The sequence below is a fragment of the Sorangium sp. So ce145 genome (assembly GCF_051525985.1).
Classification (GTDB): domain Bacteria; phylum Myxococcota_A; class Polyangia; order Polyangiales; family Polyangiaceae; genus Sorangium; species Sorangium cellulosum_B.
The window spans coordinates 6,525,694-6,550,283 of record NZ_CP150315.1; the positions used below are offsets into that span (position 1 = coordinate 6,525,694).

Annotated in this window: 18 protein-coding genes; 10 read left to right on the forward strand and 8 right to left on the reverse strand. The window is 72.3% G+C overall.

Annotated features, from left to right (window positions below; all coding sequences use genetic code 11):
• Positions 1-28 precede the first annotated feature (28 nt).
• A complete protein-coding gene (locus WMF34_RS23845; RefSeq protein ID WP_437989214.1) occupies positions 29-2,773 on the reverse strand; it encodes a protein kinase domain-containing protein in 2,745 nt (914 codons plus the stop codon).
• 179 nt (positions 2,774-2,952) lie between these two features.
• Between WMF34_RS23845 and WMF34_RS23850 the strand changes: the two genes are divergently transcribed.
• Positions 2,953-4,479: a serine/threonine-protein kinase gene (locus WMF34_RS23850; RefSeq protein WP_437989215.1), complete on the forward strand. Its 1,527-nt coding sequence runs from the start codon at positions 2,953-2,955 to the stop codon at positions 4,477-4,479.
• A gap of 334 nt (positions 4,480-4,813) precedes the next feature.
• Positions 4,814-5,299 carry a hypothetical protein gene (locus WMF34_RS23855; RefSeq protein WP_012237248.1) on the forward strand — a complete coding sequence of 162 codons (486 nt, stop codon included), beginning with the start codon at positions 4,814-4,816 and terminating at the stop codon, positions 5,297-5,299.
• Positions 5,300-5,368: 69 nt separating this feature from the next.
• Here the strand turns inward: WMF34_RS23855 and WMF34_RS23860 are convergent, their stop codons facing one another.
• Complete coding sequence (locus tag WMF34_RS23860) at positions 5,369-6,523, reverse strand: hypothetical protein (protein ID WP_437989216.1); 1,155 nt, start codon at positions 6,521-6,523, stop codon at positions 5,369-5,371.
• Between the two features lie 186 nt (positions 6,524-6,709).
• On the opposite strand from WMF34_RS23860, the gene WMF34_RS23865 reads away from it, so the two are divergent.
• Together WMF34_RS23865 and WMF34_RS23870 are read left to right on the forward strand one after the other, a co-directional pair.
• Positions 6,710-7,192 (forward strand): peroxiredoxin, encoded by a 483-nt coding sequence (locus WMF34_RS23865; RefSeq protein ID WP_012237250.1) that lies wholly within the window; start codon positions 6,710-6,712, stop codon positions 7,190-7,192.
• A gap of 115 nt (positions 7,193-7,307) precedes the next feature.
• Positions 7,308-9,317, forward strand: coding sequence for a DUF4139 domain-containing protein (locus tag WMF34_RS23870; RefSeq protein ID WP_437989217.1), 2,010 nt, complete (start codon positions 7,308-7,310; stop codon positions 9,315-9,317).
• 192 nt (positions 9,318-9,509) lie between these two features.
• Here WMF34_RS23870 and WMF34_RS23875 read toward each other — a convergent pair whose 3' ends face one another.
• The 3 genes from WMF34_RS23875 to WMF34_RS23885 form a co-directional block, all read right to left on the reverse strand.
• Positions 9,510-9,809, reverse strand: a complete 300-nt coding sequence (locus tag WMF34_RS23875) for a hypothetical protein (protein ID WP_437989218.1) — start codon at positions 9,807-9,809, stop codon at positions 9,510-9,512.
• A gap of 135 nt (positions 9,810-9,944) precedes the next feature.
• A complete protein-coding gene (locus tag WMF34_RS23880) occupies positions 9,945-10,916 on the reverse strand; it encodes a type 1 glutamine amidotransferase domain-containing protein (protein ID WP_437989219.1) in 972 nt (323 codons plus the stop codon).
• A 45-nt stretch (positions 10,917-10,961) separates the two neighbouring features.
• A complete protein-coding gene (locus WMF34_RS23885) occupies positions 10,962-11,573 on the reverse strand; it encodes a Crp/Fnr family transcriptional regulator (protein WP_437989220.1) in 612 nt (203 codons plus the stop codon).
• Positions 11,574-11,805: 232 nt separating this feature from the next.
• On the opposite strand from WMF34_RS23885, the gene WMF34_RS23890 reads away from it, so the two are divergent.
• From WMF34_RS23890 to WMF34_RS23900, 3 genes are all read left to right on the forward strand, one after another.
• Positions 11,806-12,264 (forward strand): hypothetical protein, encoded by a 459-nt coding sequence (locus WMF34_RS23890; RefSeq protein ID WP_437989221.1) that lies wholly within the window; start codon positions 11,806-11,808, stop codon positions 12,262-12,264.
• Between the two features lie 432 nt (positions 12,265-12,696).
• The gene (locus WMF34_RS23895; protein WP_437989222.1) at positions 12,697-13,560 is read left to right on the forward strand and encodes a mechanosensitive ion channel family protein; all 864 of its coding nucleotides are present in this window, start codon (positions 12,697-12,699) and stop codon (positions 13,558-13,560) included.
• A 205-nt stretch (positions 13,561-13,765) separates the two neighbouring features.
• Entirely contained in the window at positions 13,766-14,197 is a 432-nt protein-coding gene (locus WMF34_RS23900; protein WP_012237257.1) for a nuclear transport factor 2 family protein, read from the forward strand.
• 81 nt (positions 14,198-14,278) lie between these two features.
• Here WMF34_RS23900 and WMF34_RS23905 read toward each other — a convergent pair whose 3' ends face one another.
• Entirely contained in the window at positions 14,279-15,595 is a 1,317-nt protein-coding gene (locus WMF34_RS23905; protein ID WP_437989223.1) for a vanadium-dependent haloperoxidase, read from the reverse strand.
• A 536-nt stretch (positions 15,596-16,131) separates the two neighbouring features.
• Complete coding sequence (locus tag WMF34_RS23910) at positions 16,132-16,869, reverse strand: helix-turn-helix transcriptional regulator (RefSeq protein ID WP_012237259.1); 738 nt, start codon at positions 16,867-16,869, stop codon at positions 16,132-16,134.
• Positions 16,870-16,970: 101 nt separating this feature from the next.
• On the opposite strand from WMF34_RS23910, the gene WMF34_RS23915 reads away from it, so the two are divergent.
• Both WMF34_RS23915 and WMF34_RS23920 read left to right on the forward strand, forming a co-directional pair.
• Positions 16,971-18,083, forward strand: coding sequence for a DNA alkylation repair protein (locus WMF34_RS23915; RefSeq protein ID WP_437989224.1), 1,113 nt, complete (start codon positions 16,971-16,973; stop codon positions 18,081-18,083).
• Positions 18,084-18,288: 205 nt separating this feature from the next.
• Positions 18,289-18,942, forward strand: a complete 654-nt coding sequence (locus WMF34_RS23920; RefSeq protein ID WP_437989225.1) for an HD domain-containing protein — start codon at positions 18,289-18,291, stop codon at positions 18,940-18,942.
• 43 nt (positions 18,943-18,985) lie between these two features.
• Here the strand turns inward: WMF34_RS23920 and WMF34_RS23925 are convergent, their stop codons facing one another.
• Positions 18,986-19,933, reverse strand: coding sequence for a diacylglycerol/polyprenol kinase family protein (locus tag WMF34_RS23925; protein ID WP_437989226.1), 948 nt, complete (start codon positions 19,931-19,933; stop codon positions 18,986-18,988).
• Between the two features lie 627 nt (positions 19,934-20,560).
• Between WMF34_RS23925 and WMF34_RS23930 the strand changes: the two genes are divergently transcribed.
• Positions 20,561-24,526, forward strand: a complete 3,966-nt coding sequence (locus tag WMF34_RS23930; protein WP_437989227.1) for a M36 family metallopeptidase — start codon at positions 20,561-20,563, stop codon at positions 24,524-24,526.
• Positions 24,527-24,590 lie beyond the last annotated feature (64 nt).

Consider the following 24,590-nt stretch of genomic DNA (forward strand, 5'->3'; position numbering starts at 1 on the left):
GGCGGGTTATCACGTCAATGGTTGTTCATCAACCTTGGCCCCCTTGCGCTTCGCTCCGTTCACACTCGGATTTGCGCTCCGGGGGGCGCCCCTCTCCTCCCCCTCCTCCCCCTCCTCCTCCGCCGCGATCCTGCGCGGGGCCGCGGGCGACGAGGCCCTCGCCGTCCGTGGGGGCGTCGCCGCCGCGCTCGGCGTGCTCGGCCAGCACCCGCTCGTCGGTCTCGCCCACCGAGCGCAGCCAGCGCGCCGCAGCCCGGTGGCCGGCGGCGCGATCGCCGTCCGTGAGCATCCCGTAGGCGGCGTCGCGCACGAGGGCGTGACGGAACGTGAGCTCGTCGTGCCCCGGGTAGCGCGACACGCCGCGCCGGGCGACGAGCTCCTCCGAGAGCAGGCTCTTGAGCCAGCGGTCGAGCGACTCGGCCGAGGTGCCAGCGCCGAGCAGCTGCCGCACGCCGTCCGGCCAGAAGCTGCCGCCGAACAGGCTCGCCGCCCGCAGCGTGCGCCGCGCCTCGGCCGGCAGCGCCTCGATGCGCGCGTGCATCAGGGCCACGACCGTGGGCGGCATGGCGCTCCGGCCCTCCGCGCGCGCGCGCATGAGCTCCTCGAGGAAGAAGGGGTGGCCGTCGGCGTGCTCGACGAGCCGCGCCACCTCGGGCAGCGCGAGCTCCTCGCCGAACACGCTGCGGACGAGCCGCTCGGCCGCGCGCTGGCTGAGCGCGCCGAGCTTGATGTGCTGCACGCCGCGCGAGCCCCAGAGGCCGGGGAACGTCTCCATCACGCTGTGGCGCGCGAAGCCGAGCACGAGGAGCGGGCGATCCGAGAGCGCCTGGAGCGCCTCGTCCAGCACCGAGACCGAGGCGTGATCGCTCCAGTGCATGTCCTCGAGCACCACGACGACCGGCCCCTCGGCGCACCGCGCGGCGAGCCACTCGAGCACGGCGCGGCGGGCCTGATCGCCCAGGGCGACCGCGTCCCCGCGGGGGGCGCGCAGCTCGGCGTCGGGGTCGTCGAACGGCGTGCCCGCGATCTCGCCGAGGTACCAGGCGACGCGCGGAGCGTCGTCGGCCGGCGCGGGGAGGGTCCGCGCGACGTGCTCGCGGATCTTGGCGCGGCGCGCCTCGAGCGCCTCGCCGGGCAGGCAGCCGGCGGCCGCGAGGACGATCTCGCCCAGCATGCCGAACGGCGCGCCCGCGCCGAGGGGGTCGCCCCGCGCCACGTAGACCGACGCGCGCGCGTCGCGCTCGCGCACGGCGCGGATGAGCTCGCAGCGGAGGCGCGTCTTGCCGATGCCAGCCTCGCCGAGGACGAGCGCGGCGCGCGCCACGGGCTCGTCGGCGCTCTGCTCGAAGAGGCCGCGCAGCGTCGCGAGCTCGCGGTCGCGCCCGACGAACGAGGTGACGCGGCCGAAGAGCGTGCGCTCGGGCTCGGTGCCGTCGCGCTCGCCCATCAGCAGGAACGAGGGGCCGTCGCCGATCACCTCGAAGCGCGGCGCAGCGAGCCCCGCGGTGACCTCGTCGATGCGCACGTCGCCCTCGGCCTCGCGGAGGCGGGCGACCGCGCGGTCGATGACGTCGCCCGCGGGCAGGCGCTCGCCCACCTGCGCGCGGCCCGTGGCGAGCGCGACCGGGCGCCCAGGAAGGCGCGCCTTCAGCGCGAGCGCGCACTGCGCGGCGCGCGCCGCGAGGTCGAAGGCGGCCATCGTGCCGGCGCCGCCGCGGCCGGAGAACACCTCGTCGGTCTGCGAGGACAGGAGCACCATGCGCGTGCCGCCCGGGAGCCGCACGCGCTCGCCGCCGAACGCCTCGGCGAGGTCCGCGACGATCCGCTCGACGCCGCGATCGCTCGCCGGCTCCGGGTCGGCGGCGCCGAGATCGACGAGGACGACGCTGACGAGCCGCCGCTCGTCGTCCGTGACCGACGCCGGCGCGCCGTCCGCGCCCGCGCTGGACGCGCGCGCGAGCAGGGCGCGCGCGTCCGCGAGCGCGGCCGCCGCCGCGCGGCCGTCCGCGGGGCGCGCCGCCGGATCCTTGGCCAGGAGGCGCGCGGCGAGCTCGTCGAGGAAGGGCGGCACGTCCGGGCGCCGCTCGACGAGGCGCGGCGCCTCCTCGAGGAGGATGCGGCACACCTCGGCGAGCGGATCGTCGGCCGCGAAGGGGCGCTGCCCGGCGAGGCACTCGAAGAGCAGGACGCCGAGCCCGAAGACGTCGGCGCGCGCGTCGACCTCGACGTCGCCGCGCGCCTGCTCGGGCGCGACGTAGCCGAGCGAGCCGACCAGCGAGCTGGCCTCCGTGACGAGCGAGGTCGACGCCGCCGCCCGGGCGACGCCGAAGTCGAGCAGGACCACGCCGTCGACCCTGCCGTCGCGCAGGAGCACGTTGCTCGGCTTGAGATCGCGGTGCGTGATCCCGATCGCGTGGATCGAGGCGAGCGCCTCCGCGATCTGGTGCGCGACGAGCAGCGCGTCGGCCACGGGGAGCGGCCCCTCCTGTAGGCGCGCGTCGAGCGTGACGCCCTCGAGCCACTCCATCGCGAGCCACAGGGCGCCGTCGTCGCCCGTGCCGTGCGCGATGTGCTGCACGATGAGCGGGTGCTGCACGGCCTCGAGCATGCGCGCCTCGCGCCGGAAGCGGGCGGCGAGCTCCGGGGGCGCGACCTTGAGCGCGACGGGGCGCCCGGTCAGCTGGTCGATCGCCCGGTAGACCGTGCCCATCCCGCCGGCGCCGGCAAGGCGGTGCACCTCGAACCGGCCTGCGACCAGCGTGCCCTCGCGCATGGTGCCAGCTTATCCGAGAGCTCCCGTCAGGTGCGCGGCGCGAGCGCTCGGTGGTGACGGTCCAGGGTGTTTGTTGTACGCTGTGCGCGCCGACACGCACCGACCCCCAGAGGGCCGCGCCGCCCGCACAGGACGCCCCCTCAGGACCGTCGGCTCGGCCGATCGAAGAGGGACCCCCGATGAACCCCGGACAGCAGGTGACGAGCACGCTCAGGCTGGCGCGCGAGCTCGGGAAGGGGGCGATGGGGAGCGTGTGGGTGGCCGATCACCTCGCGCTCGGGACGCAGGTGGCGGTGAAGTTCATGGCGCCGGCCTACGCGGACCAGACCGGCTTCGTGGAGCGCTTCCGGCGGGAGGCGATGGCGGCCGCGCAGATCAAGAGCCCGCACGTCGCGCAGGTCTTCGACCACGGCGTCACGCCGGACGGGGTGCCGTTCATCGTGATGGAGCTGCTCGAGGGCGAGGACCTCAAGAGCCGCATGCAGCGGCTGGGCGCGCTGCCGCCCGTCGAGGTCACGGCGATCGTGTCGCAGACGGCCAAGGCCCTCGGCCGGGCGCACCAGGTCGGGATCGTCCACCGCGACATCAAGCCGGACAACATCTTCCTGCTCGACGTCGAGGGCGAGCTGTTCGTGAAGGTGCTCGATTTCGGGGTGGCCAAGCGGGTCCAGGGCGAGCTCGGCATGACGTCGACCGGGAGCGTGCTGGGCACGCCGCTCTACATGAGCCCCGAGCAGCTGCTCAGCGCGAAGCACGTCGACTTCCGCGCGGATCTCTGGGGGCTCGCGGTGGTCGCTTACCACGCGCTCACCGAGCAGGTCCCGTTCCGGGGCGAGACGCTGGGCGCGCTGTCGGTGGTGCTGCACACCGGGATCTTCACGCCGCCGAGCGAGGTGAGGCCGGAGCTCTCTCCGGCGATCGACGCCTGGATGAAGAAGGCGCTGGCGCACGATCCGGCGGCGCGCTTCGCGTCGGCGCGGCAGATGGCGGAGGCGCTGGAGCGCGCGGTCCTCGGCATCGCGCGCACGGCGTTCACGACCGAGCCCTCGTCCGCGGGGGAGCGAGCCCTCCACGGGAGCGCGTCGCAGCCGGTGCTGTTCGGGGAGCCGACGCCGCTGCCGCCGGCGCCGGGCGCGCGGCTCTCGACGACCGGCACGCCGCCGTCGTCGGCGCCGAGCGCGCGGCTCTCGACGGACGGCGCGCCGGGGCGGACGCTCGCCGGCATGGCGACCTCGGGGACGGACGGGGCCCGGAGGTGGGCGCCGGCCATCCTGGCGGCCGCGCTCGCGTTCGGAGCGCTGGTGGCGGCGGTCGTCTTCCTGGCAACGAAGCAATCGCCCACGGCCGAGGTGACCCCCTCGTCGGAGGCGCCGGCCCGGCAGGCCGCGCCCGTCCCGGCGCAGCCGGTGGTGCCGGCGCCAGCGAGCGCCGCCGCGCCGGTGCCGGCAGAGCCGGCGAGCGCGACGCCCGCGGCCGAGACCGCGCAGCCAGCGGCCACGGCGGCGACCGCGCAGCCGGCGGCCACGGCGGCGACCGCGCAGCCGGCGGGCGCTGCCCGCACCGGCGCGGCAGGGAGGCCGGGTGCGACGGCGGCGCCGCGCGGCACGTCCGAGGGGCGCGGCCGCGCCACGCCGCGGGAGGCGTCGACGGGACGCCCGACGGGGACGAAGCCGCCCGCGCCGGTCGAGGACACGATCGGCTTCTGACGCGGCCTCCGGCCTCGTCGCGCACCGAACGCCCCGGACGCCCATGAACGCGGCCTTCGGACGACCTGGTCAGACGGAGCCCGTTGAAATGGGGCGCTCGCGCCGCTCGACGGCAAAATATGGAATCAACCGCGCTGGCACGGGCGATGTCGACATCGGAAGGTGAGGCCCACGGGGCGCACTGCGACATCCCGCCTCGCTCCTCCAGCGGAAGGGGCACAGAAATCGGCGCGAACGCACCGAGGCGTGAGAATTTCGGATTGGCACAGAGCGTGCGGTATCCGTCGCCGGGGCCCAGAGCGAGGACGCGCTCAACGCGAAGGAGGTCTCTTCCATGGAGAAGCTCGTAATTGGCCTGGTGCAGACGCACGACGACGCGGAAGCCGCGGCGGAACGCGTCATCGACTGCGGCTACACACGACAGGAGGTCAGCCTGCTGATGACCGAGGCGACACGCGACAGGTGCTTTCCGAGCCCGGACGTGGCGCCGCCGTCGAGCACGTTCGGCGCCGCGGTCGCGATGAGCGTCGTGGTCCCCGACCTCGGGTTCGTGGTCGCCGGGCCGCTGGCCGCGGTCGTGGCCAGCGCGGTCGGCGCCGGGATCACGGGCGGCCTGCGCGAGATCCTCATCACCGCGGGCGTCCCGAGGCACTGGGCGGAGCGCTACCAGGCCGGCGTCCGGCAGGGCGGCATCCTCGTGAGCGTCTTCGCCCGCAGCGAGCGCGACGTCGGCCTGCTCCATCTGGTCCTGGACGACCCGCACATGACGTCGTTCCACACGGAAGCCCACCGGCACCACGCGTACGACACGTCGTTTTGATCCGAGGCGCGCGCGTCGCGAGGCAAAGCGCCTCACCCCGGCAGGCGGATCCCACGCCTCGGCGCGGGCTCAACCCCCGAGCGACCTGAGCCGCGCGCGCAGCATCAGCGCCCCGATGAGGTCTTCCTCCGCGTCGCTCCGGCGCGACCAGCCCAGCGAGAGGTAGCGCAGCAGCTCGCCGAACGTCGGGCCGGCCAGCGCCGCGCTCGTGCCGCCGCGGACGACCCAGAGCTGCTCGCCGTCGGCCCCGAGCGCGACGACCGACCGCTGGGCCGCGCCGCCGCCGAGCGCCGAGCCCGAGAGCCGCGCGATCGGGTAGAGCTGTCGCGCCGCCGCCGCCTCCCAGCCCGGCTCGCGGTCGTGGGCGAGGAGCTCGCCCTTGCGGAGGAAGCGCAGCGTGCCCTCGACGGCGCCGATCGCGAGCTCGCGGTAGAGGTCCTCCGGATCCGCCGGATCGGCCCAGTCGTACGCGCGCACGAACGCCGCGTACGTCGCCGGCGGGGCGACGCCGCGGACGGGCGGCGGGGACGCGGGCGCGCCGCGGCCGTCTTCGCGGCGGAGCACCCGGTTGAGCCGCGCGACCTCGTCGGCGATCGACCCCGGCCCCGGCGCGACGAGGTGTATCTGGACGCGGCGCTCGGGCGCGAAGAGGCCGCCCATGAGCGCGCCCAGCACCGGGGCGCCCAGCTCGGCCGCGAGGAACGTCGAGCCGCGGTGCGGCCGGATCGCCCGGTCCATGGCCTCGCGCTCCTCCGCCGCGGTCGCGCCCTCCGGCAGGTCGACGTCGACCTCGACGATGTCGCTCCGGTCGGGCGCCTCCACGCCGGCCTCGACGCCCTCGTCCCCTTCCCTCACGAAGTGGCGGACGAACCCGCTCGCCTCGAAGCGCCAGCCGTCGTCGTGGACGACGTCCTCCGAGAACACGAGCGCGAAGACCGTGGCGCCGGGGTGGCCGAGCTCGGCGGCCGCGTCGAGCACGGCGACGGGCGGAGAGAGCTCGTCCTCGAAGAGCTCGGCGAGGTGGTCGAGCTCGTCGCCGCCGCCGGCGGGCTCGCCGCTCGAGTAGAACGCTGCCGCGTACCCGGGCACGCCGGGGAGCGGCGCGATGAACAGGCGCGGCGAGGCGACGTCCCAGCCACCGAGCGCCACGGCAAAGCCCTGGGACAGCGCGCGGTCCGGGATGTCGGCGGGTCGAAAGATCAACGCAGCGAACGTGGTGGCCATGGGGCGCTCAGGGTAACCCGATCTCCGGCCCGCGCCGGCGTCCGTCGCGCCCAGCGCGTCTTCATGACCGCTTCCTCAAGTTCTTCCTGATCCGGGGCGCAGGCGGCCGCGTTTTACTCGAGCGGCGAGCCGCCGCGCTCCGCGGGGCCTTGGACGCGGCGCGGCGCATCGGGTAGAGGAGACGCCATGCTCGGAAAATCCACCCTGTCCGTCGGTGAGACAGCGCCCGATTTCAGCCTGCAATCGCAGAAGCGGGAGACGGTCAAGCTCTCCGACTTCCGGGGCAAGAAGACCGTTGTCCTGTTCTTCTATCCCAAGGACGACACCCCTGGATGCACGGCGGAGTCGTGCGCGTTCCGCGACCATTACGATGCGTTCGCGGAGGCGGGCGCCGAGGTCCTCGGCGTGAGCGCCGACTCGGCGGGGTCTCACCAGCAATTCGCCGACAAATACCGCCTGCCCATGACGCTGCTCAGCGACCCTGGCGGGGAGACCGCCGCGCGCTACGGCGTCAAGTCGCTCTTTGGCCTCCTCCCGGGCCGCGTGACGTTCGTCATCGATCGCGACGGCATCGTTCGACATGCCTTCTCCTCCCAGCTCCGCGCGACCCGCCACGTCGACGAGGCGCTCGCGGTCGTGAAGCAGCTCGAGGCCTCGCGGCGCGGCTGACGCGCGGCGCCGCGCCCGATCTCCCGGCCAGCCACCGTCGTTGACGCCCCCCGGAGGGGCGTTATGGACACCGCCAGGGCGGGGCCATCGCACGCCTCCGCCGGGGGAGGCGACGATGAACCATGGATTGAGGACCACGGCGACGCTGCGGGCCGCCGCGATGGATCCGGCCCGATCGGGGGCCGCGTCGGACACGCTGCTGCTAAGGCGGGTGGTGCTCTCGACGGGCGGAGTCGGATATTTCGAGCACGAGGCGCGCGTGCGCGGCGACGCCGAGCTCCGGCTCGAGGTGCGGCTCGATCAGGTCGACGATGTATTGAAGAGCATCGTTGTCTATGACGATCGCGGCGTGATAGGGAATATCACGCTTCCCGGGAGGGAGCCGCTGCGCGATCTGTTCCGCGAGCTCCCGTTCGACGAGGGCGCGCTCGAGTCCGAGGCCGCCCTGCTCAACGCGCTCCGCGGCGCCGAGGTGCGGACGCGAGGGGCGCAAGGGGCCATCGCCGGGCGGATCGTGGCGGTCACCACGGCGCAGGCGGCGCTGCCGCACGGCGGCTCGGAGGACCGGCACCGGCTCTCGCTGATGTCGGAGGGCGCGCTGAAGCAGGTCGTCCTGGAGGAGCTCGAGAGCGTGGAGCTCGTCGAGGAGCGGCTGCGGCAGCAGGTCGGCGCGGCGCTGGTCGGGCTCTCGAGCCGGCGGGAGCGCAACCGCCGCGAGCTCGTCGTGCGCACGGCCGGCGAGGGCGAGCGGGTGGTCCGCGTGGCCTACGTCATCGAGGTGCCGCTCTGGAAGACGACGTATCGGCTCACGGTGCCGGAGGACGCGCAGACGAAGACCGGGGCGCTCGCCGGGTGGGCCGTCGTCGAGAACCAGAGCGGCAGCGACTGGCAGAACGTGGATTTCACCCTGGTGTCGGGAGACCCGGTGACGTTCCGCCAGGCGCTCTACGAGATCTATTACGTGGCCCGGCCGGAGGTGCCCGTCGACGTCGCCGAGCGCGTGCTGCCGCGGCTCGACGAGGGCGCCGCGGGGCTCGCGGCCAGGGCGGCGCGGCGCATGGGCTACCGCGCCGGCAGGGGCGCCGACGAGGCCCGCGCGCCCGCCGCGGCGGTCACCGTGCCCCCCGAGAAGGTCGAGCCGGAGCCCGCGGAGGCGGCGACGCAGGTCGTGTTCCACTTCCCGGCGCCGCTCACGATCGCGAGCGGGCAGACGGCGCTCCTCCCGATCATCCAGCGCGAGATCCCGGCAGAGCGGCTGTGGCTCTATCAGCCGGAGGCGAGCGCGCGCAGCCCGCTCGCCTCGGTCCGCCTGAGGAACGACGGCGACACGACCCTGCCGGCCGGCGCGATCACGGTCTACGAGCGCTCGGGCCGGGGGGTCGTCACCTACGTCGGCGACGCGCGCCTCTCGCCGCTGCCGCCGGGCGAATCGCGGATCGTGAGCTTCGCCGTGGACCGGAAGGTGCGAATCGACCGCGAGGAGCGGGGCGAGGAGGTGTTCTCGCGCGCCAAGATCCAGGGCGGCATGCTCGAGATCGTCAGGACCGCCCGCAAGGTGACGGTCTACACGATCGTGGGCGCGGCGCGCGAGCCGCGCGTCCTGCTCATCGAGCACCCGCGCATCGCCGGCTGGGACCTCGCCGAGCCCACGGAAGGCGTCGAGGCGACGCGCGATCGCTACCGCGTCCGGCGCGAGGTCGCCGCGGGCGAGACGGCGCGCGTGACCGTGGCGCTGGAGCAGCCCATCTCGCACACGGTGGCGCTCACGGGCCTCTCCGGCGAGCAGATCGAGGTGGTCCTGTCGTCGCGCGAGATCCCCGAGGCGCTGCGCGCGGCGCTCGCGCGGCTCGCGGAGCTCAGGGCCGCGGTCGCCGAGAGGCAGCGCGCGCTCTCGGCCCTCAAGTCCGAGATCGAGGCGCTGCGCGCCGAGCAGGCGCGCGTGCGCGACAACCTCAAGGTCGTGCCTCCGGGGAGCGCCCTCCACGAGCGCTACCTCAAGGCGCTGGGCGAGCAGGAAGACCGGATCGCGGCGGTGTCGGCGAAGCTCCCGGGCGCGCGGGAGGCGGTGGCCAGCGCCGAGCGGGCGCTCGCCGAGTACGTGCGCGGCCTGTCGCTCACGACCTAGCGCTGGAGTCGACCGAGATCGTCCCCGGCTGCGCGGGCCCGGCGCCCTCCTGCGCGGCCTCCGCTCCCCTCCTGAGCACCCCCATCATGGTGTCTGGAAAAGAGCTGGGATTGCTACGCTGAGGTCACCGCAGTTCACGCGTGATGGCTCGGGCTGCACGGGCCCCCTCGGTGTGCGGCAGAGATCGTTCCGTCACAGCGGCGGCTCGATTCCCAGGACCCTTGTTCCGCTCGAGTCCAGGATCGCGTGATGAATGTCGCTCTCGCCAAGCGCGTGGGTGGCCGTGAAATCGAAATAGTAGCTCGATCCGTAATACGGATAGAAACTCCCGCTGTGCGCTCCGCGTACGACCTTGATAGCGTAGCCCACCGGCCCCTGCACGAGACCCTGGAATTCGTTGTCGTCGTAACCTTCAATGAGCTGCTTGAGGCTGTCCCACGAAAGGTCGCCCTGATAATGGCTCGGTCGCTCGTCGATGAGCATCTTCGTCACCCCTCCGTGAATTCGCCGCGATTGCAACCCGGCGCGCGTGGCGCGTCGATACTGAACATGCGCCCGTCGTCCTCGCGAAGGCGGCCATGCGGCGGCATCGGGGGAGGCGCCGTTTTCCGCGCTCGCCGAGCAGGCCTATCGGCGGCCCTCGCCGGCACCCTCGGCGCAGCGGGCGCCGCGCCGGTAGTCGGCCAGCGCCTCCAGATAAAGCGCGCTGAAGCGATCGGTGGAGAACGGATTCTGGCTGGTCACGAGGTTGCAATCCCGCTGCGCGTAGGCGCTCCCGGGGAACGCGGCCTCGTGCTCGTAACCGTGATCCTCGAGCTGCTCGCCGATGCCCCGGACCTGGGCGTCGGCCCCCATCACGAAGGTCTCGATATAGAACTCCTCGAACGACGAGACCGACGTCACCGTCCGACCGCTGAGCGGATGCGGCTGCCGCATGCGGGTGAGCACCGCCGGCGCGTGGCAGATGAGCCCCACGGGCTGGTGTTTCGCGCCAAAGTGAGCGAGCAGCGCGTGCAGATCCGCGTTGTCGAGCAGGTCGACCATCACGCCCTGTCCGCCGGGAACGACGATGCCGTCGAACGAGTCGGCCGCGGCGCGCGCCGCCTTCAGGCTGAGCGGCGCGCGGACCTCCGGGGCGCGCTCGACGAAGCGCTGCGCTTGCGCGCGCCGCGCTCCGTCTCCCCAGTACCGCTCGTCGAGGCTCTCCGGGTCGATCGCCGGGGCAGCGCCCCCGTCGGTCGCGAACACGACCTCGTGCCCCGCGCCGGTGAGGGCCATGTACGGCTCGTAGAACTCGCCGAGGAAGGTGCCGGTCGCCCGCTTTGAGCTGTCGGCGAGCGTCTGCTCTCGCGCGGCGCTGAGGACGAACAGGATCTTCCCTCTGGGTTTCTCTGCCACCGGGCGCTCGGGGAACACGGGGTGGAGCCTCGGCGCCGCCGCGCCGCACGCGACGAGCGCCGAGCCGGCGAGCACGACCGCGAGGCCCGCGATCAGCGCCGTCCTTCGGGCCGCGGCCCGCGGCGCTCTGCGGCGCCCCGGGCCGCGCGTGGGTTCCGTCGCTGGGCGCTCGCCGTCTCGCTTCGTTCGTTCCGTCGTCATGCGGGAGACCATGACCAGCGGAGCGAGATCGCACCTTGACCTAGGTCAAGAAGCAGCGGCCCTGGTCACGGCGCGCTTCAGGCGGCTCAAAGCCTCGGGTGTGATGCCGAGATAGGCGGCGATGTGGTAGTCAGGCACGCGGCGCGCCACGGCCCCGTGCTCTGCGAGGAACGCCCGATAGCGCTCGGCGGCCGGATCCATCAGCAGCGACGCCTCGCGGCGCACCTTCTTCAGGTACACCCGCTCGACGATCCGGCGGCTCACCCGCTCCCAGTAGATGTCGCGCTCACAGAGCTCGCTCAGTCGCGAGTAGGGCGCGACGAAGAGCTGCATCGGCGTCAGCGCCTGGATCGTCAGCCGGGCGGGCTCCCTGGTGATCAGCGCCTCCAGCACCGACATGAAGTCCGGCGCGGAGATGAACCCCTTGTTGAACTCCTTCCCATCGCTCCGCGTGTAAAACATCCTCGCGATGCCGGAGTTGACGAGCGCCACCGAGTCGCTCGCGTCGCCCGCCCGCACGAACGCCTCGCCCTTCCGCAGGCTCTTCCCGTGAAACAGGGCCGCGAAGGCGTCGAAATGCGGCGCCGGCCGGGCGTCGAGCGCGGCGATCATGCGCGCGAGCGCCGCCACCTGCTCCGCGCGCGAGAGCTGCACCATGGCAGGGGAGCCTAGCACGGCGCTCCCGGAGCGCGCCTGCCGCTCGCCCGCGCCTGCATCGTGACGGGCCGAGTCGCATGGGCTAGATCACAGGTGCATGAGCCATTCGGCGGTCACAGCGGTCCTCGTCGGCGCTTGCCTTCTCGCCGGCTCTGCATCGGCGCAGGCGGAAGGCGTCCCCCCGGCAGGGAGCCCTCCCCCCGTGGTGGTTCCCGGCGAAGGCTGGCCCAACGTGGGGCGCCCTGGCGACCCCGTCGTGAGCGTGGGCGGCCTCTTCAGCTATGCTGGCCGCGAGAACGCCGATGACGCCGTGGGCGCCGGCGTCGAGGGGAGCCTCGCGTGGTACGGACAGCGCTCGTTCGTCTGGATAGGCGCCGTTGCGCAGGCGCAGATCGTCGCCGACCGACCGGTCCACGAGAGGTTGGCGCTCGGCTTCCAGGGTGGGTTCGGCCCGGTCGGCGCCGAGCTCTCGATGTACACCGAGGGCGCGGGCCGGTCGAACGCCCGGACGTATGGGGCGCAGATCGTCCCCTTCATCGCGATCCCCATCGCCTACGCGGGCTTTCGACTCGCCCTTCCGTTCGACGGGGCAGCTGGCGCGACGATGCCTTCCTACGGCACGGAGTACGGGCTGGTCATCGGCTTGAAATTCCCGATCAACCCGAGAGCCGCTGGGCACAGTCTTCATTGAGCCGGTTCACAGCCCCGTACGCCGGCCACACCGTTCTCCGCCCACGCCGCTGCCCCGCGTCCGCTCTCCGCTCCTCGAGCGTCACCTCGGCGGCGACGACGATCGCCTCGACCAGCTCCCTGGCTGGACACGCCTGCCTGGCGCGCTCGCTCGCTCCTGTGCCCTTGCACGTCGGCCGCGCGATCGCCGCCGCACGCCGCGAGCGGCCCCGCCGCCCGTTGCTCCTTCGCTACAACGAGGTATCCGCTCCGCGGCCGCCTGATGTCCGCAGGCAGCAGCGCTGAGGCCAGAAAATCTCGGTCACGCCCCTCGCGGAGCGGCCCGCCGGTGTGATAAGGCTGGCCGCCGGGGGGCAGATCCAGCAAGGCGCGTCGCGCATGGGCCTTGCACAGGGGCCCCGCGAGCGGCGCATAGGTCGCCAGGAGGCTTGAGATGGACGAGAGGGTTCAGCGGTACGTGGACATGGGGGTAGCGCTCGGGGTGAGCGTCGGCGGGAAGATCGTGGGCGCGATCCTGGTCTGGGTCATCGGCCGCATGATCGTCCGGGGGATCCTGTCGATGATGCAGCGCAGCTCCGCGCTGAAGAAGCTCGACACGACGCTGGCCCATTACCTGGAGTCGGCGGCGTCCGTGCTGTTGAACATCCTGCTCGTCATCGCCGTGCTCAGCGTCTTCGGCGTCGAGACGACCACCTTCGCCAGCCTGCTCGCCGCGATCGGCATCGCCGTCGGCATGGCATGGTCCGGCCTCCTGTCGAACCTCGCGGCCGGCGTCTTCATGATCCTCCTGCGCCCCTTCAAGACCGGGGATTACGTGACGGCCGGCGGCGTGACGGGCACCGTCCACTCGATCGGCCTCTTCGCGACCACCCTCGATACGCCCGACAACGTCCGCACCATCGTGGGCAACAACAAGATCTTCAGCGACACGATCCAGAACTTCAGCACGAACCCGGTCCGCCGCGTCGACTGCACCGCGCAGCTCGCCCACGGCGCGGATCACGAGGCGGCGATCGCTCAGCTCAAGACGCACCTCGCGCTCATCCCTAACGTCGCGAAGACCCCTGCGCCCAGCGTCGAGATCCTGGATTTCACCCTCGCCGGGCCCGTGCTGGCCGTCCGGCCCTTCTGCCACACCGATCATTACTGGGGCGTCTACTTCGCCACGACCAAGATCATCCGCGAGGAGCTCGGCAAGATGGGGCTCCCCGTCCCGAGCCAGCACGTGCACATCAACCAGCTCGCGGCGGCGCCTCCCCACCGCGCCGCAGGCTCGGAGATTCACCCGACGGCCTGACGCTCCGCCGATCGGCCGCGCGCCCTGCCCCTGCGCGCGGCCGGGATGCTCCGCATCGAGCGGATGAACCGGACACAGCTCGTCCTCCACCAGCAGAGCAAGGGCCCGTCCCAGTCGGCCCAGGCGCGGGGTCGAGCGGGCGAGGTGCCGAGACGACGCCGTCGAGGCCCTTGCGCCCGCGCTGGCCGGGGAGCATGGTCGCTGCATGAGCGTCGAGGAGCGCGTCGCGGCGGAACGGCTTGTCCTGGCCGCAAACGAGGCCTTTTACGAGGCGTTCCGCGCCGGGGATTACCAGGCGATGTGCCGGGTGTGGGCCGAGCGGGCGCCCGTGGCCTGCGCCCATCCCGGCATGGAGGCGCTCTCGGGGCGCGCCAGCGTGCTCGAGAGCTGGAGCCAGCTCTTGCGCCAGACCTCGCCCCTGCGCATGCGCTGCCAGGGCGCCTCGGCGCACCTCTTCGGGGACTTCGCCTTCGTCACGTGCTACGAGGCGAACGGCGACGAGCCCGCACACCTGTGCGCAACCAACGTGTTCGTCCTCGAGGACGGGCAATGGAAGATGGTCCACCACCACGCGGGTCCGCTCTCCGCGCCGCGGCCCGAGCGGTGGGCGCCCGCTCGCTCCCGGCTCATGAACTGAGGGGCTGGCCGGGGCCGGGGAGACCCGCCATGAGGCAACGGATCTCCGCTCGATGGAGCGCGCGGCTCGCTGGCGAATTCGTCAAGGAAGCGGCCGGAGGATCCTGTCGAAGACGGCGTCTCCGACGCGCTTGCCCTGACGGATCCCCTGCACTCCATCGAACCTCCAGTGGACGCCCAGGTAGACGCGGCTGACCGCGTTCTCCCAGGACGCCTCCTCGAAGCTGGAATAGCAGCGCGTGATCTCGGGGCGGACATTGCCCCGCTCGTCCGTCGTTACCCCGTTGTACTCGTCGGACATGAAGCAGAAGGGGATACGATCTGTCCCGTAATACCGGGTCAACACCTGGAACATGGCAGCCCCGAAGCTCGCGTGCCCGGAGGTGTACGCCGGAAATGCTGGGGTCATGCGCGGCGGGCCCTGGTTGCTGCCGGGGGATCCGAGGGGCGTCCATCTCCTGTCAGCTACCGTGAGCGAGTTGCCATCCCTGTCGGCCCGACGGATCGCTACGATGGGCCGCCAGAACTCGTAATGGTATTTCGTCTCCCACGTGGCGATGGCGGCGTCGGCCAGCGCGACGTTGACGAGCGCAAAGTAACGAGCGTTCTCGATCTCCGAGTTGCACTCCTTGACCGCGAGGACCCGCGCGATCTGGTTGTAGAGCCGGGGCGGCTCCCCGAGGCGCGGGGCGGAGTCGTACGACCAGAAGATCCCGATGACGGTCTGTTCCGGAGTGCGCGCGGTCGGGGTGCGCTGGCCGTCGCCACCCAGCAGGAAGACCTCATAGAAGCTCAACGCGTACTCCAGGCTCCACAGCGGCGGCGGCGGCCGAGACCGGAACTCGGCGCCGCTCTCGATGGCGAACGGCCGAACCTTTCCCCACCTCGGGGTCAAGTACCCCTGTTCGGGATAGAGCGGATCGACGCGATGCCGGCCGGGGGCGATGTCTGGGGTGTAAGGCATCGGGGCGTCTGACATGTCGTCCTCCCGCTCCCCGAGGATCTCGTCGGCGACAGCGCCGCCCAGCGCACGGCCATCCTCCTTGGCGTCGCTCTCGGGGATCTCGGCCAGGTACTCGCGGAGCCTCCCGTCGAGCAGCGCCCTCTGGCTCGGGAACAACGCCGTCAGCGTGCGGTGAGCTGCCGTGGCCACCGCCGCATCGATGGATGCATCCGGCATGTCGAGGAGGATGGAGTACGGCTTGTACCCCGGGACGATCGAGTTCACGGCGTCGAAGATCGCCGCGTGAACGATCGCGAGGGCCCGTGAGACGCGCGTCGGCCCGCCCTGGTCCCGCGCGCGTGCGCCGGCGGTGTCCTCTGCGACCGCGTCCAGAGCGACGGCGTTCCAGTCGAGGACCGCGTCCCTGTCCGGCGGATCGCCCTGCGCTTCCGGCACGTGGGCGAAGGCTCGATCTGCCAGCAGAGCGGTGGCAAGGGCGGCAAAGGAGACGGATACCCATCTCGCGGCTGAACGGTTCATTCAAGCTCCTTGGTTCGAGTCCTCGAGAATGGCCATCGAACACGATGGCCCTCGATCGTCGACCGGGTGGGGGGCCATCCAGCGACGAGAGGCATGCATCAACAACCTCGGCGAGCACGAAGCCCGTACTACCCGTGCGACACCGGCCACCACACGCAGGCGAGCGCGGCCTCACGGGGCATGTGGGCCGTGCGCCATCGATCGCCGGTCACTGCTCGGCGGGAGCTCTCTCTCTCTGCAATCGCCCGGAATCGAGCACACACCCCGTGTACCGGACGTCGCTCTTCGTTCTGGTCACTCGCCAAGATGTCGTGTGTTGTATCAAACCTAAGCTATCAGGCAGAGCCGATACGCGCAACCATACGACACCGAGACTCCCAGGCTCCGCTCGGTCGAACCGTGGTGGACACAGGATCGGAACCTGAACGGTGTCCGTCCGTTTTCGCCGATATTCACGGTCGGTCGCCGAGGAGCGGCCGCCACGCGCACTCCTCCGGCAAGAGCGCCCAGATGACGTGGGCGCTCGGGCGAAACGCGATCTCCCGCAGGACGCGGGGCGCCGAGATGCGATCCATCCTGAACATTCGCGGCTCGTTCTTCCCCGTGTCCAGGGCGAGCACGTACCAGACAGGGCTCTGGATCAGGAGGCCGTGCGGCTCCACGCGTCGCCTCGACGTCCTCCCCTCGCGGTCGCGGTAGTCGAACCCGAGGCCGACGCCGGCGGAGAACGACGCCTCGAAGAGCCTCACCAGCTCTGCAGGGGGCGCCCCGGCTCCGGCGCGCACTGGCCCGCTCGCAGGCTCGCCGACGATGACCCTGCGGCAGAGGGCGCGCAGCTCTCGCGCTCGTTCAGGAGGAAGGCTGCTGAGCAGCTTGGCCAGCGCGGAGCTGGCGGCGTCGCTCCACGGAAGGTCGCTCGCGGCCTGGGAGAGGCGCGCGGAGAGCCAGAGCGTCACGATCTCGGCGACCGAGAGGTGCACGGCGGTCACGCCCCGGCCGGCGTCGAGCCGGATCCCCCCGCCGGGGCCGGCCTCGCCCTCGATGTCGAGGCCGCGCTCCCTCAGCGTGGCGAGGTCCCTGCGCACCGTGCGGGCGCTGACCCCGAGCGTCGCGGCCAGCTCGCCGACCGTCGTCGCTCCCCGCGCGCGAAGCAGGTCGGAGAGCTCCATGACGCGGAGGGCGCGCGACATATGGTGACAGAATCTGTCAGGGTCTCGCGCTAGTCAACGCCCATGTCCAACGTGGCGAACACCTGGCCAATCGGCCTCGGCGTCCTCACCGGCAGGTACCCATGGCCGACCGGCTGAAGGACCTCTTCGACGAGCGGTGCGTCCGCTCGATCGCCCGCAACCTCCGCTCGGCGCACCCTGGCCTCGACGAGCGCGGCTTCGCCCGCGACTGCCTGGCCGGCCTCTCCGATCTGGAGCTGACGGGCCGCGCCTCCCGCATCGCGGACGTGATGCACCACCACCTGCCGCAGCCCTTTCCGGAGGCCGCTCGCGTGATCGTCGCCTCGCTCGGGCCCGAGCTCGATCGGAGCGACGCGTTCGGCCTCGCGCCGCTGCAGTACATGCCGCACGTGTTCTATGTGGCGAAGCGCGGTCTCGATCACTTCGAGGACGCGATGACCGCGCAAGTCGAGCTGACGAAGCGGTTCTCCGCCGAGTTCAGCATCCGCGCGTTCCTGACGAGGTACCCCGACGCGACGCTCCGGCGGCTCCGCGCGTGGGCCGTGGACCCGAACGTCCATGTCCGGCGGCTCGTCTCCGAGGGGACGCGCCCACGGCTGCCGTGGGCCCCGCGGCTCCGCGCTTTCCAGCAGGATCCAGGGCCGGTCATCGAGCTGCTCGAGCTCCTGAAGGACGATCCGGAGCGCTACGTGCAGCGCTCCGTCGCCAACAACATCAATGACATCGGCAAGGACCACCCGGACATCGCGGCGAGCCTCTGCCGGCGCTGGCTCGAGGGCGCGCCGCCCGGGCGGCAATGGATCGTGCGCCACGCGCTGCGCTCGCTCGTCAAGAAGGGTGATCGCGGCGCGCTCGACGCGCTCGGCTTCGGCGCGGCGCCGAGCGTCGCGATCGCCTCGGCGGCGCTGTCCCCGCGATCGGTGAAGCTCGGCGGAGAGCTACGCTTCTCGTTCGAGCTCGCGTCGACGGCGCCGCGCGACCAGGAGCTGATCGTCGACTGCGCCGTTCACTTCGTGAAGGCGAACGGCTCGACGCGGCCAAAGGTCTTCAAGCTGCGGAAGCTCGTCCTGCCGCCGTCGGGTCGAGCCGAGATAACCGGCAAGGTCTCCTTCGAGGAGATGACGACCCGCCGCCACTATCCCGGTCGCCACAGCATCGATGTGATGGTCAACGGCGTGGCGCACCCCCTGGGGCACTTCGAGGTGCGCCGGTGACCGAGCGAAGAAAGAAAGTGAGCAGGGAGGCGGGGAGACGGGGAGATTTGTGGGATTTCACTCCTCGTCTCCCCGTCTCCCCGTGAATTTTCTCGATAAAAATCAGAAAGGATGCTTCAGGGCGAAGGGAGCTGGCGCCCCCTGAGGGCGCGGGCGCCGCGCAGAGCCGTTGCGCGGGTCGGGGTCCGCGTCTATGAGGCGGGAGATGAAGGACTGGGAAGCGCTCTTCGCAAAGAAGCTCGAGGAGACCGACCTCGGCAAGGATCCGGCCCATGATCTGGCGCATTTCGCGAGGGTGGTCGCCACGGCCAAGGCGCTCGCGGCGGACGAAGGGGCAAGGCTCGAGATCGTCGTCCCCGCGGCGTGGCTGCACGATCTCGTCAACGTCCCCAAGAACGACCCCAGGCGCTCCCTGGCGTCGCGGCTCTCCGCGGAGGAGGCGCTCTGCTTCCTGCGGAGCGTGGAGTACCCCGAGGCGTTCCTCCCCGACATCGCCCACGCCATCGAGAGCCACAGCTACAGCGCGGGGATCGAGCCGACGACCCTCGAGGCCAGGGTGGTCCAGGACGCCGACCGCCTCGACGGCCTGGGCGCGATCGGGATCGCCCGCTGCTTCGCCGTGGGCGGCCTGCTCGGCGTGCGGTTCTACGATCCCGGGGATCCGTTCGCCGAGCGGAGGCCGTGGGACGACCGGGTGAACGCGATCGACCACTTCCACGTGAAGCTGTTCAAGACCGCCGAGAGCCTCACGACGGCCGCAGGGCGCCGCGAGGGCGCGCGACGCGCGGAGTTCATGAGACAGTACCTCGCTCGCCTCGCGCTGGAGATCGGCGGCGAGATGGCGACTGACGTCAGCTGACGTCAACTGACGTCAACTGACGTCAACTTGACGTCAACCGACGTCAGCCCGCGCCGGCGACCGTCACCGCGGCCGCCACGGCGACCGGGATCGTGAAGTTGTCGTCCATCCGCGTGGAGAACAGCTCGGTCGCCGCCCCGGCCAGGCCCGCGACGGCGGCCAGGAGGAGCCGCGACGAGAGCGACGCCGGGCCGAGCGCCCACATCACGGCGAGGGCGCTCAGCGCGCCCGCCACGAAGAAGGCGAGCGTGCCCTCCAGCGAGCGGCCGTCGCGCAGCCGCGTGCGGCCGAAGCGGCGGCCGATGAGGGCCGCCGCCGGATCGGCCACCGCCAGCACCACCACGGCGAGCGACTGGCTCAGCCGCGTCCCGAACAGCGCCAGCAGGAAGAGCGCTGTCACGTACCAGGTCGACGAGTTCACCCGGTAGCGCTCGTGCGGGTGCGCCACGAGCCGGAAGACCCCCATCAGCCGCTCGTTGACCCGCTCGCTGACCCGGCGAGCGATCTCCATCGACCACACCGCCACGACGAACGCGCCGCTCGCGGCCACGAGCCAGCCGCGCTCCGGCAGCAGCTGGATCAGCCCGAGCACCGAGAGCCCCGAGCCCACGTGCCACAGGCTGCGCACATGGTTCGTCGGCCTGACGCTCGGCGGCGCGGCGACGACGCCGCGCAGCGTCAGCAGCAGCGACTCGTAGGCAGGCTGCACCTCTCGCTGGAACGCAATCCACGCCGCCTTGGGCGAGGGTGTTCCGGTCGGGGTCGCCCGCTCGACCGCCGCGAGCAGCACGCGGAGCCGCTCGCGGAGCCGCTCGAGCGTGCCCCCGGCATCGTCGCGCTCGGCCGCCACGACGAGCTCGCGGAGCCGCGACGCCACCCGCTCGACCCGCGCGCGAACCTCGGGTTCGTCATGGAAGACGAAGACGGCGGGATCGACCTGACGCAACAGTACGCAGAGCTCTTCGGAGACGAGCTTGGTCTCGACGTGCAAGGCGTGAATCACGTTGGGTTTTGCGAAGATAATCCCCAGGCGTCGGGCGCCATGTCAGCGCTTCGTCATACCGGCACCCCGCGCGTGAGCTGGCTCGCGGCGCCAGCCCTGCATGAGCCCGCACCACACGAGCTCGCACCGCATGAGCCGGCGCCGCACGACGCGCCGCGCGAGTCCGCACCCCCGCGGGCCGGCGCTGCACGACGCGCCGCGCGAGCCGACCCGACGCCGGCCAGGTCCCGGAGCAGATCGCGGGCGCGACAACCACCCTCCTGCCCTCCCCGCCGCGACCGAGGGAGCCGCTCGGCTCGCCTCGCGAGGACGCATGAGACGGCAATTCATGGATTCATGCAATGCGCCATCAAGGAGTGTTTCTCTATTCCATTCTGGTCTCGGCGCCGCGTGACTCGCGCTCTGCGGAGCGCCCGGACGAGATCGCATGAGAGGCGCCTTACGACGCCGGACAGAGCGAGAGCCGTCGCGCTTTCCCTGCGCGCACGCTGGGGCTAGGTTGCCTCGCGCCGCGGATTCGACGGGTGGGCGCGAGGCGCCCGGGGAGGAAGCGCGCGGCCTACCCGCGCGCGGCCGGTCATGCGTCGTCCCCTCGGAGTCGGAGAATCGAGGAACATGAAGGTCTCAGTTCGGTACACCGCGCTATCGCTCGCGCTGCTCGCTGGCCCCATCGCCCATGCGCGGGAGCGCCCGAACTACGATGCATACTTCAAGGCCCCACCCGCGCCGCCCGTCCGCGCGACGCGCCGCGCGCGCGTCATCGACGTCGACGAGCGCGCGTCGACGACGCGCGCCGTCGTGGCGTCGACCGATCCGCAGCGCGGGGTGCCCACCTTCGTGTGGGCGACGTCCCCGGGCCACCGCCCGCCGGCCGCGACCCACGCGACGCCCGAGGCCGCGGCCCGGTGGTACGCGCAGCGGTACGCGCGCCTCTACGGTCTTCCGCAGGCCGCGCTCGATACGGCCGTGGTGCGCCACGTCCACGACACCGGGCGCGGCGGCATCGTCGTGACGCTGGGCCAGGACGTCGACGGGATCCCGGTCTTCCGGAGCGGGCTCAAGGTGCTCATGAAGCGCGACCTCGGGCTCGTCGCCCTCGCGGGCAACCTCCACGCGTCGGCCGTCCCCCTGGCGCCCGGCGCCGCCTCGCCGGCGGCCGGCGCGCTCCGCGGCCGGGCGTTCTCCGGCTCGCCGGCGCAGGCGGTCGTCCGCGCCCTGCGCGACGCGCACGGCATCGACGTCAAGACGGCCGACCTCCGCGAGCTCGGCGAGGCGAAGGGCGGGTATCGGCTCTTCGACATCGCGGACACCGATCACGCGCGCCAGCGCGCCGGAGGCCTGCGCTTCACGCAGCCGGCGCGGGTCAGGAAGGTGCTCTTTCCGCTGCCCGACCGGCTCCTCGCCGGCTACTTCGTCGAGCTCGTCTCGGGCGACGCCGGCGGCACGAGCTCCGCGGCGTACGCCTGGGTGTTCGGGGCCGGCGACGGGCAGATGCTCTCCCGGGAGAACCTCTCCCACGCCGCGTTCGATTACCGGGTCTGGGCGGAGGAAGGGGGTGATCACAGGCCGCTCGACGGCCCCCTCGCGGATCTCTCGCCGCACCCGACCGGGCGGCCCGACGGCCAGGTCCCTCGGTTCGTCGCGCCGAGCCTCATCTCCATCGATGGCTTGAACACGAACCTCGACGGCGGGGCCGATCCGTGGCTGCCGGCCGGCGCGACCTCGACCCGCGGCAACAACGTCGACGCCTACGCGGACCACAACGCGCCCGACGGGTTCTCCAGCGGCGATACGCGCGCGGAGCTCTCGGGGCCGGGCGCGTTCGACCACATCTATGACCCGCTCGCCGAGCCGCTCGCCACGCCCGAGCAGACCATGGCGGCCGTCACCCAGATCTTCTACGTCACGAACTGGCTCCATGACTGGTACTACGACTCCGGCTTCACCGAGGCCGCGGGCAACGCCCAGCGCGACAACCTCGGCCGGGGCGGCCTCGACGGCGATCCGCTCCTCGCGGAGGCGCAGGACGACGCGACCGGCGGCAGCCGCGACAACGCGAACATGGACGCGACGTACGACGGCGCGTCGCCCCGGATGCAGATGTACCTGTGGTCCGGGCCGGATCAGCGCTCGCTGAGCGTCACGCCGCAGAACGCCAGCTACGCGTCGAACACCGCCCTGTTCGGGCCCCGGCGCTACGAGGTCACCGGCGAGCTCGCCCTCGCGCTGGACGGCGTCGAGCCCCGCGGCGACGCGTGCGGGCCGATCACGAGCGACGTGGCCGGCAAGATCGCCCTCGTCGACCGGGGCGGGTGCACCTTCGCCGAGAAGGCGCAGAGCGCGCAGGCGGCGGGCGCCATCGGCGTGATCATCGCCAACAACCGCGAGAGCGACGGGGCCCCGCGGCTGTCCGGCGAGGCCCCCGAGGTGACGACCCCCGCCCAGAGCGTCTCGCACGAGGACGGCGGCGCGCTCAAGGCGGCGCTCGCCGCCGCGGACGCGCCGCTCACGGTCACCATGACCCGCGAGCCCGGCGTCGAGCGCGACGGCACGATCGACAACAGCATCGTGGCGCACGAGTGGGGCCATTACATCCACCTCCGTCAGGTCGCCTGCGGCACGAAGATGTGCGGCGCGCAGAGCGAGGGGTGGGGCGACTTCATCGCCCTGCACATGGCGCTGCGCGACGGCGACGACCTCGACGGCGCCTTCCCGCTCTCGAGCTACGGGAGCGCGGCGCTCGGCGACAGCTACTTCGGCATCCGCCGCGCCCCCTACTCCGTCGACTTCACAAGGAACGGGCTGACGTTCAAGCACATCTCGGAGGGGGCCCGCCTCCCCGACCACCCGCTCAACGCCTCGTTCTCCGACAACTCCGAGGAGCACAACGCGGGAGAGGTCTGGGCGAGCATGCTGTTCGAGGCCTACGTCGGGCTGATCCGGCACGGCAGCGGCCTGACCCCGCCGCGCGCGTTCGAGCAGACCCGGCGGCGGATGAGCGATTACGTGGTGGCCGGCATGCAGCTCGCGCCGGTGAACCCGACGTACACCGAGCAGCGCGACGCCCTCCTCGCGGCCGCGCTCGCCAGCGATCAGGGCGACTTCCTGGCGATGGCGGAGGCGTTCGCCCGGCGCGGCGCCGGCACGTGCGCCGTGTCCCCGCGCGCCGACTCGCGCGATTTCTCGGGCGTCGTGGAGAGCTTCAGCGTCCAGCCGGAGATCTCGCTGGTCCGGGCGGAGCTCGACGACAGCGCCGGCTCCTGCGACCGCGACGGGCTGCTCGACGCGGAGGAGTCCGGCACGATCGCGATCGAGATCGTCAATCGCGGCGCGGCGCCGCTGACCGGGGCGGTGGCGTCCATCGACGTGGCTTCCGCCGGGGTGACGTTCCCGGACGGCGCGCGCGCGTCGTTCGGCGACATCGCGCCGTTCGCGACCGGGACCGCGACCGTGGCGGTGAAGCTCGACAGGACCGTGGCGCCCGCCGAGGACCTCGAGCTCGGCCTGACGCTGAAGAGCGCCGCGGCGTGCACGCCGGTGCGGGTGGAGGCCCTGGTGCGCCGCGTGAACTTCGACGAGCTGCCGGGGTCCTCGGCGGTCGACGACGTGGAGGCGCAGAGCACGACCTGGCGCGTCGAGGGGCTCTCCAGCGAGCTCGTCTGGTCGCGCGCCGAGGGGACCGCGCCGAACCGGGTGTGGCGCGGCGTCAACCTCGGGAGCGTGTCCGACACGGCGCTGGTGTCGCCGGCCCTGGAGGTCAGCGAGTCCGAGCGCTTCGTGCTGACGTTCGCGCACCGGCACCGGTTCGAGACGAGCGACGAGACGTTCTGGGACGGCGCGGTGGTCGAGATCAGCGCCGACGGCGGCGCGACATGGCGGGACATCGGGAGTCGCGCGCAGCCCGGCTACGGCGGGAGGATCACCGTCGAGTCGGGCAATCCGCTGGGCAGGCGGAGGGCCTTCGTCGGCCAGAGCCCCTCGTGGCCCGACGTCGACCACGTGGCGATCGACCTGGGGACCACGTTCGCCGGGAAGACGGTGCAGGTGCGGTTCCGCGTCGGCACGGACGCGGCCGCGGGCGACGCCGGCTGGGAGCTCGACGACATCGGGTTCGCGGGCCTGAAGAACAAGCCGTTCGCGACGGTGGTCGAGGACACCGCCTCCTGCCAGGGCGGGCCCGTGGCCGACGCGGGGGCGGACCAGGCGGTCGCGATCGGCGAGCTCGTGACGCTCGACGCCTCGGGGAGCTCGGACCCCGAGGAGGACGCGCTGACGTTCTCCTGGGTGCAGACGGCGGGGCCCGCGGTCGAGCTGACCGGCGAGGGCGCGCGGGCGACCTTCGTGGCGCCCGAGGTCGCCGCGACGACGACCCTGGCGTTCGAGGTGACGGTCAGCGACGGGATCCTGGAGGCGACCGACCAGGTCGGCGTGGTGGTCGATCTGGCGAAGGAGCCGGCAGCCGAAGGCTGCGGGTGCGCGATCCCGGGGGGCGCGCCGCGCGGGCCGCTGGCCGCGCTCGGCGCCGCCGCGGCGCTCGCGGCGTTTGCGAGGCGGCGGCGCCGGGCAAGCGATGAGCGATGAGCCCGCCAGCTGACATGTGAGGCGGAAATTTCACCCATTGACGCCCGCGGCCCGGTCCACCACC

What these genes read in the sequence shown, in the direction of transcription:
- WMF34_RS23845 (WP_437989214.1), bottom strand. Translation starts at nt 2,773, where the DNA reads ATGCGCGAGGGCACGCTGGTCGCAGGCCGGTTCGAGGTGCACCGCCTT.
- WMF34_RS23850 (WP_437989215.1), top strand. Translation starts at nt 2,953, where the DNA reads ATGAACCCCGGACAGCAGGTGACGAGCACGCTCAGGCTGGCGCGCGAG.
- WMF34_RS23855 (WP_012237248.1), top strand. Translation starts at nt 4,814, where the DNA reads ATGGAGAAGCTCGTAATTGGCCTGGTGCAGACGCACGACGACGCGGAA.
- WMF34_RS23860 (WP_437989216.1), bottom strand. Translation starts at nt 6,523, where the DNA reads ATGGCCACCACGTTCGCTGCGTTGATCTTTCGACCCGCCGACATCCCG.
- WMF34_RS23865 (WP_012237250.1), top strand. Translation starts at nt 6,710, where the DNA reads ATGCTCGGAAAATCCACCCTGTCCGTCGGTGAGACAGCGCCCGATTTC.
- WMF34_RS23870 (WP_437989217.1), top strand. Translation starts at nt 7,308, where the DNA reads ATGAACCATGGATTGAGGACCACGGCGACGCTGCGGGCCGCCGCGATG.
- WMF34_RS23880 (WP_437989219.1), bottom strand. Translation starts at nt 10,916, where the DNA reads ATGACGACGGAACGAACGAAGCGAGACGGCGAGCGCCCAGCGACGGAA.
- WMF34_RS23885 (WP_437989220.1), bottom strand. Translation starts at nt 11,573, where the DNA reads ATGGTGCAGCTCTCGCGCGCGGAGCAGGTGGCGGCGCTCGCGCGCATG.
- WMF34_RS23895 (WP_437989222.1), top strand. Translation starts at nt 12,697, where the DNA reads ATGGACGAGAGGGTTCAGCGGTACGTGGACATGGGGGTAGCGCTCGGG.
- WMF34_RS23900 (WP_012237257.1), top strand. Translation starts at nt 13,766, where the DNA reads ATGAGCGTCGAGGAGCGCGTCGCGGCGGAACGGCTTGTCCTGGCCGCA.
- WMF34_RS23910 (WP_012237259.1), bottom strand. Translation starts at nt 16,869, where the DNA reads ATGTCGCGCGCCCTCCGCGTCATGGAGCTCTCCGACCTGCTTCGCGCG.
- WMF34_RS23915 (WP_437989224.1), top strand. Translation starts at nt 16,971, where the DNA reads ATGGCCGACCGGCTGAAGGACCTCTTCGACGAGCGGTGCGTCCGCTCG.
- WMF34_RS23920 (WP_437989225.1), top strand. Translation starts at nt 18,289, where the DNA reads ATGAAGGACTGGGAAGCGCTCTTCGCAAAGAAGCTCGAGGAGACCGAC.
- WMF34_RS23930 (WP_437989227.1), top strand. Translation starts at nt 20,561, where the DNA reads ATGAAGGTCTCAGTTCGGTACACCGCGCTATCGCTCGCGCTGCTCGCT.